This window comes from Nocardia sp. XZ_19_369, assembly GCF_015355715.1.
Lineage (GTDB): Bacteria > Actinomycetota > Actinomycetes > Mycobacteriales > Mycobacteriaceae > Nocardia.
In genome coordinates, this window is sequence record NZ_JACVED010000004.1 from 660,091 (window position 1) to 673,638 (window position 13,548).

General features: G+C 67.5%; 11 protein-coding genes. 6 read left to right on the forward strand and 5 right to left on the reverse strand.

Annotation, left to right across the window (positions count from 1 at the left end):
- Positions 1–46 precede the first annotated feature (46 nt).
- From IBX18_RS18380 to IBX18_RS18390, 3 genes are all read right to left on the reverse strand, one after another.
- Entirely contained in the window at positions 47–460 is a 414-nt protein-coding gene (locus tag IBX18_RS18380; RefSeq protein WP_306796311.1) for a PPOX class F420-dependent oxidoreductase, read from the reverse strand.
- An 84-nt stretch (positions 461–544) separates the two neighbouring features.
- On the reverse strand, positions 545–1,912 hold the full coding sequence (locus IBX18_RS18385) for an aspartate aminotransferase family protein (RefSeq protein ID WP_194834809.1): 1,368 nt from the start codon (positions 1,910–1,912) through the stop codon (positions 545–547).
- Positions 1,913–1,967: 55 nt separating this feature from the next.
- A complete protein-coding gene (locus IBX18_RS18390) occupies positions 1,968–3,458 on the reverse strand; it encodes a CoA-acylating methylmalonate-semialdehyde dehydrogenase (RefSeq protein ID WP_194834810.1) in 1,491 nt (496 codons plus the stop codon).
- Positions 3,459–3,594: 136 nt separating this feature from the next.
- Between IBX18_RS18390 and IBX18_RS18395 the strand changes: the two genes are divergently transcribed.
- The 5 genes from IBX18_RS18395 to IBX18_RS18415 all read left to right on the forward strand — a co-directional run bounded on the left by IBX18_RS18395 (position 3,595) and on the right by IBX18_RS18415 (position 9,527).
- Positions 3,595–5,187: a PucR family transcriptional regulator ligand-binding domain-containing protein gene (locus tag IBX18_RS18395; RefSeq protein WP_194834811.1), complete on the forward strand. Its 1,593-nt coding sequence runs from the start codon at positions 3,595–3,597 to the stop codon at positions 5,185–5,187.
- An 86-nt stretch (positions 5,188–5,273) separates the two neighbouring features.
- The gene (locus IBX18_RS18400) at positions 5,274–5,951 is read left to right on the forward strand and encodes an NADPH-dependent F420 reductase (protein ID WP_194834812.1); all 678 of its coding nucleotides are present in this window, start codon (positions 5,274–5,276) and stop codon (positions 5,949–5,951) included.
- A 558-nt stretch (positions 5,952–6,509) separates the two neighbouring features.
- Entirely contained in the window at positions 6,510–7,559 is a 1,050-nt protein-coding gene (locus IBX18_RS18405; RefSeq protein ID WP_194834813.1) for a hypothetical protein, read from the forward strand.
- Positions 7,546–8,595 (forward strand): iron-containing redox enzyme family protein, encoded by a 1,050-nt coding sequence (locus tag IBX18_RS18410; protein WP_194834814.1) that lies wholly within the window; start codon positions 7,546–7,548, stop codon positions 8,593–8,595. The genes IBX18_RS18405 and IBX18_RS18410 overlap by 14 nt, the downstream gene beginning before the upstream one ends.
- Positions 8,568–9,527, forward strand: coding sequence for a DMT family transporter (locus IBX18_RS18415; protein ID WP_194834815.1), 960 nt, complete (start codon positions 8,568–8,570; stop codon positions 9,525–9,527). The genes IBX18_RS18410 and IBX18_RS18415 overlap by 28 nt, the downstream gene beginning before the upstream one ends.
- A gap of 426 nt (positions 9,528–9,953) precedes the next feature.
- Here IBX18_RS18415 and IBX18_RS18420 read toward each other — a convergent pair whose 3' ends face one another.
- Both IBX18_RS18420 and yaaA read right to left on the reverse strand, forming a co-directional pair.
- Positions 9,954–10,685: a hypothetical protein gene (locus IBX18_RS18420; RefSeq protein ID WP_194834816.1), complete on the reverse strand. Its 732-nt coding sequence runs from the start codon at positions 10,683–10,685 to the stop codon at positions 9,954–9,956.
- Positions 10,686–10,901: 216 nt separating this feature from the next.
- Entirely contained in the window at positions 10,902–11,645 is a 744-nt protein-coding gene (gene yaaA / locus IBX18_RS18425; RefSeq protein ID WP_135232344.1) for a peroxide stress protein YaaA, read from the reverse strand.
- Between the two features lie 58 nt (positions 11,646–11,703).
- Between yaaA and IBX18_RS18430 the strand changes: the two genes are divergently transcribed.
- Positions 11,704–13,461, forward strand: a complete 1,758-nt coding sequence (locus tag IBX18_RS18430) for a proline--tRNA ligase (protein ID WP_194834817.1) — start codon at positions 11,704–11,706, stop codon at positions 13,459–13,461.
- Positions 13,462–13,548 lie beyond the last annotated feature (87 nt).

A 13,548-nucleotide genomic window follows, 5' to 3' on the forward strand; every position in this document is an offset into this window, starting at 1 on the left:
GTGACGGGCGTCGCCGACCGGGCCGAAGCGCCGTTAGCCGCAGAGGTCAGAGGCGGCCCGTGACCTTGTGCGGCGTCACGCGGACGATCACGCGCGGGCCGTCGTTGACCGAGGCGGGATTGAAGTCCCGGTACTTCTGACCGGTGTATTTCAGTGACAGTTCGTCCGGCAGGGTCTTGTCCGGATCCGGGGTGAGCGTCGCGGTGCCGCGCACCTCCGCATAGGTGTACGGATTCTCCGGCGGATTGATCATGACGGTGACCCGCGGGTCGCGCGCCAGGTTCTTGCCCTGCCTGCGATCGGTGGTGGTGGAGAACAGCAGGTCGTCGCCGTCGCGCTTCAGCCAGATGACGGTCAGGTGCGGTTGCCCGTCGGGGTTGATCGTCGCCACGGTCGCGAACACCTTCGACTCGTCCAGATGCTTCTTCAGATCTTGGGAAAGCTCAGCCGTATCGGTCACGCACAGCTGGAACGCTCGATGCGCCAAAGACATTCCGGCCCGGCGAAGAACCGGGACCCGCCGGCGCGGGCCCGGCCGTCGTCGTCAGGAAGTGTGCTGGTCGGCCACGGTCAGTGCACGGTCGAGGATGGCCAAACCCTCCTTGGCTTCGGCCTCGCCGACGATGCACGGCGGCACCACGTGCAGCCGGTTGAAGTTGACGAACATCAGCAGACCGGCGGCCCGGCACGCGGCGACGACCTCGGTCATCGCCGGACTGGTTCCGCCGTAGGGCGCGAGCGGTTCGCGGGTGGCCCGGTCGCGGACGAGCTCCAGCGCCCAGAACACCCCGGTGCCGCGCACCTCGCCGATGCTCGGGTGGTGCTCGGCGAGCTCACGCAGGCCGGGGCCGAGCACCCGCTCGCCGATCTCGGCGGCGTTCTCGATGAGGTGTTCGTCGGCCATCGCGTTGATCGTGGCGACCGCGGCGGCGGTGGCCAGCGGATGACCCGAGTACGTGAGACCGCCGGGATAGGGTCGGTCGTCGAAGGTCGCGGCGACGGCCGGGCTGATCGCCACCCCGCCGAGCGGCACGTACCCGGAGTTCACGCCTTTGGCGAAGGTCAGCAGATCGGGGACGACGCCCTCGAAATGCTCGATGGCGAACCACTTTCCGGTGCGGCCGAACCCCGACATCACCTCGTCGGCGATGAAGAGGATGCCGTACTTGTCGCACAGTGCCCGGACCCCGGCCATATATCCGGGCGGCGGAATCATGATTCCCGCTGTGCCGGGGATGGATTCGAGCACGATGGCGGCGATGGTGCTCGGGCCCTCGAACACGATGGTCTGTTCGAGATGCGCCAGCGCGCGCTCGGCTTCCTCGGCTTCGTTCGTGGCGTGGAACTGCGTGCGATACAGGAACGGGCCGAAAAAGTGCACCACCCCGCTGTTCCCGTGATCGTTGGGCCAGCGCCGTGGGTCACCGGTCAGGTTGATCGCGGTCTCGGTGCCGCCGTGGTACGAGCGGTAGCGCGTCAGCACCTTGTAGCGACCGGTGTGCAGCCTGGCCATCCGCACCGCGTGCTCCACCGCCTCGGCCCCGCCATTCGTGAAGAAGATCTTGTTCAGCTCGCCGGGCGTCCGCTCGGCGATCAGCCTGGCCGCCTCCGAGCGCGCGTCGTTGACGTGCGGCGGTGCGACGGTGCACAGTTTGGCCGCCTGCTCCTGCACCGCCGCAACGACTTTCGGGTGTTGATGGCCGATATTGGTGTTCACCATCTGGGAGGAGAAGTCGAGCAGCCGGTTGCCCTCGCCGTCCCAGACGTAGCAGCCCTGGGCGGCACTGATCGTCATCGGGTCGAGGTGCGCCTGGGCGGACCAGGAGTGGAAGACGTGGCGGCGATCGAGCTCGTAGGCGCGTTCGGCCGCCGCACGGGCGGTCTCCGGTGTCAATCCGTTCGGGAGGGTCATCGGCGAGTTCTCCTGCGTCGCTGGTGTTGTCGGCAAGGGGTAGGCGAGCGGCTAGCTATTTGTTCTCGGGGAACCCGAGATTCAGCCCGCCGTGGCTCGGATCGAGCCAGCGCGTGGTGACCGCCTTGCCGCGGGTGAAGAAGTGCACGCCGTCGGCGCCGTGCGCGTGCGAGTCACCGAACAGCGAGTTCTTCCAGCCGCCGAAGCTGTAGTAGGACATGGGAACCGGGATCGGCACGTTGATGCCGACCATGCCCACCTCCACCTCGTTGTGGAAGCGCCGGGCCGCGCCGCCGTCGTTGGTGAAGATGGCGGTGCCGTTGCCGTAGGGATTGGCGTTGATCAGCGCGAGCGCGTCGTCGTAGGTGTCCACCCGGACCACCGAGAGGACGGGGCCGAATATCTCGTCGGTGTAGACGCTCATGTCGGTGCCGACGTGATCGAGGATCGTCGGGCCGAGCCAGAACCCGTCCGCCGCGCCGTCGGCGTCGATCCCGCGGCCGTCGAGAACGACGGTGGCACCGGCGGATTCGCCCGCCGCGATGTACTCGGCGACCCGATCGCGGTGCGCGCGGGTGACCAGCGGGCCCATGTCGGTGTCGCGGGTGCCGTCGCCGGTCTTGATGGTGGTGGCCCGCTCGGTGATCTTGCCGACCAGCTCGTCGCCCGCGCCGGCGACCGCGACGACCACGCTGATCGCCATGCATCGCTCACCGGCGGAACCGAATCCGGCGTTCACCGCGGCGTCGGCGGCCAGGTCCAGATCGGCGTCCGGCAGCACCACCATGTGGTTCTTCGCGCCGCCCAGCGCCTGCACCCGCTTACCCGCCGCCGTGCCGCGCTGGTAGACGTACTGCGCGATCGGAGTGGAGCCGACGAACGACACCGCCTTGATGGCGGGGTTGTCCAGCAGCTCGTCGACCGCGACCTTGTCGCCCTGCACCACATTGAAAACGCCTGCGGGCAAGCCCGCTTCGTCCCACAGCCGGGCCAGCCACAGCGACGCCGACGGGTCCTTCTCGCTCGGCTTGAGCACCACCGTGTTGCCCGCGGCGATGGCCAGCGGGAAGAACCACATCGGCACCATCGCCGGGAAGTTGAACGGCGAGATGACGGCCACCGGACCCAGCGGCTGCCGGATGGAGAAGATGTCCACCTTCGTGGACGCGTTCTCGGTGTAGCCGCCCTTCAGCAGATGCGGTACGCCGCAGGCGAATTCGACGACCTCGAGACCGCGGCTCACCTCGCCCATGGCGTCGGCGAGCACCTTGCCGTGCTCGGCGGTGATCAGCCGCGCCAGCTCTTCCTTGCGCTCGTTCAACAGCTCACGGAACCGGAACAGGATCTGGCTGCGCCGGGCCAGCGAGGTGTCCCGCCAGGCCGGGAAGGCGTCCGCCGCGGAGTCGATCGCCGCGCGGGTGTCCGCGACACTGGCGAGCGCGACCTGTCCGGTCACCACCCCGGTCGCCGGATTGGTCACCGGCGCGGTCGCCTCGCTGGTGCCTGCGAAAGCCTTGCCGTCGAGCCAGTGCGCGATTGTCTGCATTTCTCCTCGATTCGATCCGTGAGCGTCGCGGTGCGTCGGCGGGTGGACGCCTCCTGGGTACTACTCTGCGGCACCAACGATCCTCGGTGCCCCGACGATCTGTACGTGATTTCCGATTTCGTATTACGATTCGTCGGTGCTCCCCTCCGTGGCCGACGTGCTGGCTATGCCGGCCGTGCGCGCCGGGGATCCCCAGGTCGTGGCCGGTGGATCGCTGGACCGGCCGGTGCGCTGGGTGCACGTGAGCGACGTGGCCGACGTGGCGCAGCTGCTCGTCGGCGGCGAACTGATCCTCACCACCGGCCAGGCCATGCGCCACGGCGACATCGCGACGGTCGGTTACCTGACCGCGCTGGCCGCCGCCGGGGTCGCGGGACTGGTCATCGAGCTGGGCGGTTATGTGCCCGAACTCGCGCCGGTCGTCGCCGCGACCGCCGACGCGCTGGGCCTGCCGCTGATCGTGCTGCACAAGGTCACCCGGTTCGTCGAGATCACCGAGGCGGTGCACCGGGTCATCGTGGCCGAGCAGTACGCCGAGCTCGAATTCGCGCGCACCGTGCACGAGACCTTCACCGACCTCAGCGTGCGCCGTGCCTCGCTGGCCGAGATCGTGAAAACCGCTGCGGACATGCTCGATTCGTCGGTGGTGCTGGAGGATCTGGCGCACCGGGTGCTCACCCTCACCGCCAGGCATGCGTCCACCTCGACGCTATTGGACAACTGGGAGACCACCTCGCGGCTGCTGCCCGACGGCTGGGACGCGGTCGCCGTCGGCCCGCACACCCAGCGCTGGGGACGGCTGATCCTGCCGTCCGGTGACGTGCCGACCGCCCGCGCCAGGATGGTGCTGGAGCGGGCCGCGCAGACGCTCACCCTGCACCGGATGATCGAGAAGGACCGCTTCGGCCTGCACCGGCAGGCGCAGACCGGACTCATCGACGACATGGCCAACGGCCGGGTGCTCGACGAGCGGGACGCGGTGGCCCGGGCCGCCGCGCTGGGCCTGGCCCGCCGCGCGGCCTATGTGCCGCTGGCCATCGACATCGCCGCCGTCGCGGAGACCGATCCGGTGGCCAAGCAACGCCGTGCCGCGGGCATCCTGGACGCGGTCACCCACGGTCTCGGGTTGGCGAAGCTGACCGCGCTTGCCGCCGCCGACCAGGGCGATCGAGTCGGCATGATTCTGGCGCTGCCGCGCACCGGCGCGCTCGACGACAGCCTCACCGTCGCCTGCACCGCGATCATCGGCGAGGTGCGCCGGGTCGACGGCGTCGAACGAGTGGTGATCGGCGTCGGCGCGGAATCGGATTCGCTGCTCGACACCGCGCACGAGCTGCCGCACGCCGCCCACGTCGCGGAAGTGGCGCTCTCGCTGGAGAGTTCGCGGCCGTTCTACCGCAGCGGCGATGTGCGGCTGCGCGGGCTGCTCTCGCTGATCCGCAACGAGCCCGGCGTCCAGCGCTTCGCCGAAACGGAGCTGAGTGCGTTGCTGCGCTACGACATTCGGCACACCGCCGACCTGACCCGCACGCTGCGCCAGTTCCTCGATCTGGCGGGCAACAAGACCGAGCTCGCGCGCAGGCTCAATATCAGCAGGCCCACCCTGTACGACCGGCTGGCCCGGATCGAGCGGATCCTCGCCGTCGATCTCGAGGACGGGGAGTCGCGCACGTCGCTGCACGCCGCGCTGCTCATCCGCGACCTCACCGCCAACGCCGACGTGCCATGAGCACTGCGCGTGACATCGCTCACGCTCCGCCGCCGTAAACGGCATGACGCGGGAACATCGCAGGTCCAGGCGGTGTTCCAGGCGCTATGACCACCCTTGGATTGATCGGCAGCGGGAACATCGGTAGTACGGTGGCGCGGCTCGCGATCGCCGCGGGGTTGGACGTGGTACTCAGCAACTCGCGTGGTCCGCAGACCCTGGCCGAGCTCGTCGCGGAACTCGGCCCGCGGGCGCGGGCGGCGACCGCCGACGAGGCGGGCGCGGCGGGGGACATCGTGGTGGTGGCCGTGCCACTGCGCAATTACCAGCAGATACCGGTGGCACCGTTGGCGGGCAAGGTCGTGATCGACGCCAATAATTACTACCCGGACCGAGACGGCACCTTCCCCGAGCTGGCGGACGGGGCCATGACGACGAGCGAGCTGCTGCAGAAGCAGCTGCCGACCTCGAAGGTCGTCAAGGCGTTCAACAACATCTACTTCCTGCACCTCGCTTCGCTGGCTCGCCCCGTCGGCTCGCCGGATCGCACGGCCTTGCCGATCGCGGGCGACGACGCGGACGCGAAAGCCGCTGCGGCCCAACTGCTCGACGTCCTCGGGTACGACATTGTCGATGCCGGCTCGCTGAGTGAGAGCTGGCGCTTCCAGCCGAGCACCCCGGTTTACTCCGACGCGTACGCGACGGGAGTTCCGTTCTGGGAGAAGGCCGCCGCGCCCGCCGATGCCGCGAAGATTCGCGGGCTGCTGGCCGCCGCTCAGCATTGACGTCAGGTAACTGAACCGATTACCTCGAACCCGGGAGTGCATCGCGCTCCCGGGTTCGGTATGTCGGTCTCTTGCTGATCGATGTCATGTCTTCTTTTGGATATGTTGCGCCGCACGGAAACTCGTCTCCGCGAAGTAAGTGATCGCTCAATTACCTCGGTGTCTTCTGCTATGCCGATTGCACACTCCGCGCCACTGTGGCGGCGGTGAGCTTACGTAACTGACACTTTGCAAGTTGTCATCCCCCCAGAAAGGGGGTTAAACGCTAAATATCAAGTGTGCCAATAGAATTGACCTCTGAATCGGACCGGTCCTGTTATTCTTGGCTCGTCCGATCATCGGACAATTCAGCAACCGCTCGGCGTCAGCCCACCCAGCGGTTGGCACCGGGCGCAGGATTCCCGAGGGGAGGTTTGGTCATGAAAATTCGTCGCACTTCGAAGGTTGTTGCTCTGACTGCTGTTCACCTCTGAGTTCGCAGCAGAGTAAGGATGGGGCGGCCCGAACGGGGCGCCCCACCCGACCCTTTAATTCCTGGCACGAAAGGTCGACGGCGCGGTGACTCGAACAATCCCGGGCAAGCCCCAGCTCTTGGCAGAGGTGTCGGACACCTCTGCCAACACTCTCGAATTGCGCAGTGGGGAGGTGACATTCGAGGTCGAGCCGGAAGACGACATCACCGCCGAGCAGCTCGGCGCGGTATTGCGCTCGACCGACGGCACCGCTTCGCTGTCGGAGATCTCGGCGAAGACCGGCGTCGCGCCGGACAAGCTGACGACGATCCTGCTACCCGCGCAGATCGCGGGCCTGCTCGCCGACCGTTCGATACCCGAGGCCGAATCGCCGATGGCGGTGCTCAGCAGTGTCGAGCACGTGGTGAACAAACTGCTCGAAGAACTGATCTTCGACGGCCCGTTCTGGCGCGCGATACTCGACCACCCCGAGCAGGTCGAGCCGAATGTGTATTACGGATTCGGCCTGGAGAACTGGTATTTCCTCTCGCGGGAAAGCGAATTCGACTCCGCGATCCTGTCCTATCCGAGCAGTGACGCGATCCGCACCATGGCCAACGACTTCTATCACGAGGAGCACCGCCACGACGACATCGTGGTGCGCGCCTTCGAGGGCTTGGGGATCAGTCGCCAGGACCTGGTGTCCGCCCGGCCGTTGTCCACCACTTCGGCCTTGATCAAATTGCTGTCCTGGTGGGCGCGCACCGATCCGCTGTTCTTCATCGCCACCATCGGCATCCTCGAGGGTCGCCTGGAGAAGGCCGAAAGCGAAGGGGCGTACTACGACTCGTTCCTGCGCGCCGCTGCCGCCGCGGGCATCGCCACGCACTTCGTGGAACCGCTGCGTCAGCACGCGAAGGTGAACGCCGGCCACGATCACGGCAGTGTGAGCCGGGAGTTCTTCGCGGCGCTGCCGCCGCTTCCGGTCGGCACCGAGGCCCGCCTGGTCGGTAAGGCGCACCTGTTCGTCGAGGCCTATGCCGAGTTCTTCAACGGAATTCTCGAATATTACGGCGATCCCGGTCGGCCACTGGTGCGCACGATCGGCTCGTCACCCGTCACTACCACCGCAGGAGTCGAAAATGGCCGGTCATGAAATGCTGCGGCGGCCGACCTTGCGCCGCGAGGTCGAGCGGACCGAGACCGCCGATGGCATCCGCCTGTCCTACCTCGATGACAAGCATTGGATCGAGCTCGAATATCTGGAAGGTCGCGCCGACGAATCGCGAAAGTTCTTCCTGGCCTTGGCGTCCGGTGCCCGATCGGCCGACGATCTGGCCGCCGAATTCCCCGGCAGCCGGGAAGAGTTCGACGCGGTGCTCGAAGCGCTCGACGAACAGGGCATGCTGGCCGACTCCGACGTGGTCGATCCGTCCACCGGAACCACCGGTGTCGGCGCTTACGCGCATCTGAAGCGGGCGGCCGATGCGGCGCGGGCGACCATCAACAGCCCGTTCAGCGATGCGCTGGTTTCCGGGAAACTGTCCAGGGAACAGATCATCGGCTATGCCATCGAATACTGGCATGTCACGCATTTGTGCCCGCGTGCCCTCGCCCCGCTGCTGGCGCGCGACGATATCGGCATCGAGGTCTGGCAGCAGTTCATGGCCTTCTATCAAGCCGAACGCAACCACGACCGCATGCTGGAAAGGTCGTTGAAAGCGGTGGGCATCACCCGCGAACAGCTGCTGCGGATGCAGCCGCTGCCCGCGACCATGGCCATCATGGCGACCATGGGCGTGCACGCCTACCAGTTCCCGCTCGGCATCATCAGCACGCTGTTCCCGATGGAGGAGCCGGAACCGGACTTCCTCGAGTTGTTCCTCGCACGCTGCCGGGAACACGATCTGTCGGAGGAGTTCTCCAAGCCGATCGCCGCGCACTCCGGCGTGAACGAGGACGAGGAGCACGAGGCCGTCACCCTCGATCTGCTCGCCGAATTCTCCTTCGTCGGCAACGAGGAACTCAACGAATGCGCCAAGGCGGTCGTCGACATCATCGAGCTGCGCGCCCGGCTGGATAGCCAGATCATGACCTGGTACGCCGACGGCGGGCTGCGAATTTTCACCGACACGTATCCAGTGGCGACGGGAAGGGCGATGACGTGCTCGCCGCTAGCCGCCTTGCACTGATCGCACTGGCGGCTATCTGGGGTTCCAACTTCCTGTTGGTCGATGTGGCGTTGGGTGGCGCCAACCCGGCACAGATCGTGGCGGCACGACTGTGGCTGGGTGGGGCCATCCTGCTCGGGGTGTGTGTGGCGATGCGGCGGCACCTGCCGCGCGGCTGGAGTATCTGGGCGCGGCTGCTGCTGATGGGAATTCTGGGGCAGGCGCTGCCGTGGATGCTGTTCGCCTGGGGTCAGCAGAACGTGTCGGTGAGTATGGCCGGCATCTACAACAGCGTGACGCCGTTGGCGTCCCTGCCGGTGGTCTGGCTCCTGTTGCGGCAGAAGGGGAGTCGCGGCGAGGTGGTCGCCTCGGTGCTCGGTTTCGGTGGGATCATCGTGCTGATGGCGCCGTGGGGCGAGGAGTCGCGCTCGTCGTTGAGCGGGCAGCTCGCGTGCCTGGGCGGTGCCGTCTGCTACGCCATCGCCTATGCGTACGCGAAGCATCTGATCAGTACGCTCGGCTATTCGAAGGTCGCGCTCGCGGCGAGCCAGGCGATCGTCGCCGGTGTGCTGATGCTGGTGGTCACCGCGCCGCAGTTGCTCGAACCGATGGATCCCCGTGCGGCGGTGCTGGGTTCACTGATCGCGATGGGCGTCGGGACGGCGGTCGCGTTTCTGCTCAACTACTGGTTGATCGGCGCGGTGGGGCCGTTGCAGGCCGGGCTCGCCTTTTATCTGATGCCGCTGGTGGCGGTGGCGCTCGGTATCGGGGTGCGCGGTGATGTGCTCTACCTGCACCAGATCCTCGGCGCCGCAGTGGTATTCGGTGCGTTGGCATTGCAGTACGCCATCGATCGACGGGAGTCGCTCGACGTGCCGGTACCCGAGGTGGCGCCGGACAACGTGGTCGAGCTCGCGAAACGCAGGCCGGCGGCGCCGGTTCAGGGCGAGTAGTCAGCGCCGGACATTGGGGAACCCGGGAGCGTAGCCTGCTCCCGGGTTCCATTCAATGCCGCCCAATTCGCACACCGCGGTAATGGGATCGGATGAGACTGAGATTCACGACGTGTCCTACGGTTGGACCACCTCCGCATGGGCGCGGAAGGCCGGAGTTGAACCGGCACCTCGTCGCGTACGTGTCCTTTCCTCGTCTCGCGGTGTTCGGCAGCGAATACTCGTGCTGGAGCGAGAGTCTGAGATTGAGCACGGTTGCCTCTACCAGTTGGGCTACCCGGACCTGGATGCCCGGGAGGGGACTCGAACCCCCACTGACGCCGTGTCATTCAGCTTCAGCTTCAGATTGAGTTTGCGCTCCTTGCGCTTCCCCCGCACGCGGCGGGGGAGTCTGTGGGCTCGGGGCCGTAGCGGCCCCGAGCGGGTTCAGCGGAAGAGGTAGCCGAAGATCGCGTCACCGGTCTTGCGATCGGTGACCTCGGTCCCGTTGGCCGCCTCGCGGGCGAACTGCACTGCCCGCTGGAGCTTTTCGACCCGTACGGCCAGCTCGTTGACCCGGCGGGCCGGGAGGGCGCCGGAGAAGCGCACCATCGTCCAGTAACCGACGGTGATGTCCTCGTAGTACACCTCCACCTGGGCCGGGTGCTTCTCGGTCGCCTCGGCCTTCACGTGGTTACGCGGCACCTTCTTGGTGCGCATGGTGCGCACCGGGTCGGTGCGCCAGGTGTCGGAGGAGTCGTCGAACGACCACACCTCGGCCGCGTCGAGCACCGGCAGCTTGCGCACGAAGGTGTGCAGCTCGGCCAGCTGCTTCTCCAGGAACAGCAGGTAGGAGACCGGCACGTCGCGCAGCAGCACCTCGCCCTCGACCGTCACATCGGCCTTGGCCTCGGTGTTCGCCCAGTCCTTGGTCGCGGTGACGTCGAACAGGCGGGTCAGGGTGGCCGCGGTCTGGCGCAGCACCTCCTCGGACTTCACCTGCACCCGGGTGGACTCGGACGGGATCTGCTCGCCCTCTTCGTCTTTCGGCTGATAGGTGCGCGCGATGCCGACCAGCAGCGGTGCCTTCTGCAGCGATCCGTGCGCCTCGGCCAGCTCGCGCAGTGCGCCGCTCTTGATGCCCTTCTCGACCGCAATGATCTGATTCAGCTTCGTCATCTCTACCTCCCCGCCGCGCAATCCCGCGCGGTGCACCGACATTCGGCCCGGGGTAACCGAATCCTCCCGTTTCGGAAACCCCGAGCTCCTGTGCCACGGTACGGACACGTGGCGGGTCGGCGCATCCTATTTTCCGGGGTCGATGCGGGACAACCTCGACCGCGAGCTGGTCGCGTTGACAACGTCGACGGGCTGAGGTGCGCCGGACTTCGACGCTCAGGTGATGATCAAAAGCTCTGTCGGCGAGGCGATTTCGGTGCGCAACCCCGCTTTGCTCGCCACGCGGGCGAGACCGCGCACGTCGGTGGGTTCGGCGCGGGTCAGCACGAGGGCGCGGGCGAGCAGGCCCTTGTGGTGCTTGTTGAAGTGGCTCACCACGGTGCGGCTGCCGTCGGGGTGCTCGGTCAGCACGTTGGCGGTGACGGCGCCCGGTACGCGGCCGAGCTGCTGGTAGGTGCCGGAGCGCAGGTCGACGACCAGGTCACCGTTGGCCTCGGCGAGCAGGGCGTCGGCGAGGGAGTCGCGCCACACCGCCGAAAGGGTCGGCAGGCCGGGCAGTTTCGAGCCGCCGGAGAGCCGGTAGGCGGGGATCGGGTCGCTCGCGCGCACCGCGCCGAACAGCGCGGAGCCGATGCCGAGCCGCGCGTACGCCTTGGCCCGCTGCGGTTTGCTGAACGAGCGTGCGTCGAGCGCGTCGTAGAGCACGCCGGTGTAGCGCTCCAGCGCGGGACGGGTGGGGGAGGTGCGCAATGCCGCGTTGCGGGCGATCTCGCTGTCAGCCCCCTTGCCGAGACCGAGCACGGTGCGCGCGGCGTCCGGGTCGGTGGCCAGCTTGGTCACCGCGTCGACGAGCCGCTCGCGCACCGCTGTGAGCTGCGGCATCGACAGCGCGGCCAGGTCGAGGGGCACGTCGGTACCACCGTCGGACTTGGTTTCGGAGGGAGGCAGCAGCACCAGCACGAGCGATTACGGTAATGCGTTGCGAACAGCGTCGCGCCAGCGACTACCCTGTGCATCCGTGATCACCCGCCTCTCTCGCCTTTTCCTGCGTACCCTGCGCGACGATCCCGCCGACGCCGAGGTGCCCAGCCACAAACTGCTCGTCCGCGCCGGATACGTGCGGCGCATCGCGCCGGGCGTCTACTCCTGGCTGCCGCTGGGCCTGCGAGTGCTGCGCCGGGTCGAGAACGTGGTGCGCGAGGAGATGGACGCGATGGGCGCCCAGGAGATCTCGCTGCCCGCGCTGCTGCCGCGCGACCCGTACGAGACCACCAACCGGTGGACCGAGTACGGCGACAGCCTGTTCCGGCTGCAGGACCGCAAGGGCGCGGACTACCTGCTCGGCCCGACGCACGAGGAACTGTTCGCGCTCACCGTGAAGGGCGAATACAACTCGTACAAGGACCTGCCGGTCACCCTGTACCAGATCCAGAACAAGTACCGCGACGAAGAACGGCCGCGCGCGGGCATCCTGCGCGGGCGCGAGTTCATCATGAAGGACTCGTACTCGTTCGACCTGGACGAGGACGGCTTGAAGGCGAGTTACGACGCGCATCGCGAGACGTACCAGCGGATCTTCGACCGGTTGCAGGTGAAGTACGTCATCGTGGCGGCCACCTCAGGCGCGATGGGCGGCAGCGCGTCCGAGGAGTTCCTGGCCGACAGCCCGGTCGGCGAGGACACGTATGTGCGCTGTGTCGAATCCGGTTACGCGGCGAACGTGGAGGCTGTGATCACGCCCGCGCCCGAGCCGCTGCCGATCGAGGGACAGCCCGAAGCGGTCGTGCACGACACCCCGAACACCCCCACCATCGCGACGCTCGTCGACTGGGCCAACGGCGCCGGGATCGCCGAGCAGTTCGGTCGCCCGGTGACCGCGGCCGACACCCTGAAGAACATCATGGTGAAGCTGCGCCACCCGGACGGTAAGGCCGAGATCGTCGGCGTCGGCATCCCCGGCGACCGCGAGGTCGACGACAAGCGCCTCGGTGCCTCCGTCGAGCCCGCCGAGGTCGAGTTGCTCACCGAGGCCGACTTCACCGCCAACCCGTTCCTGGTGAAGGGCTACATCGGGCCGAAGGCGTTGCAGGCCAACGGTGTTCGCTACCTGGTCGACCCCCGCGTGGTCACCGGCACCGCCTGGATCACCGGTGCGGACGCGCCGGGCAAGCACGTCGTCGGTCTCGTCGCAGGCCGTGACTTCACCCCGGACGGCACCATCGAGGCCGCCGAGGTCCGCGACGGCGATCCGTCGCCCGACGGCCGCGGCCCGCTGGTCGCGTCGCGCGGTATCGAGATCGGCCACATCTTCCAGCTCGGCCAGAAGTACACCAACGCCTTCGACGTCGACGTGCTCGGCGAGAACGGCAAGCCGGTGCGCCTGACCATGGGCTCCTACGGCGTCGGCGTCTCCCGTATGGTCGCGGTGATCGCCGAGCAGCAGCACGACGAGAAGGGCCTGCGCTGGCCCGCCGAGATCGCGCCCTACGACGTGCACGTCGTCATCGCGAACAAGGACGAGGCGGCCCGCGCCGGCGCCGAAGAAGTAGTGGCCGGCCTCAACGCCCAAGGCCTCGACGTCCTCTTCGACGACCGCACCGCTTCCCCCGGCGTCAAGTTCAAGGACGCTGAGCTGCTCGGCATGCCGCTGGTTCTCGTCGTCGGCCGCGGCTGGGCCGAAGGCAAGGTCGAACTCCGCGACCGCTTCACCGGCGAAGCCGAGGATCTCCCCGCCGACTCGGCCGTCGACGCGGTAGTCGCCAAGGTCCGCGGCTAGCCACCCACCTCGACCAGCGCGGCCCCGATGGACATCCATCGGGGCCGCGCTTTTTGCTTTCCCGCCGCGGTGCTGGACGGGTCTCGG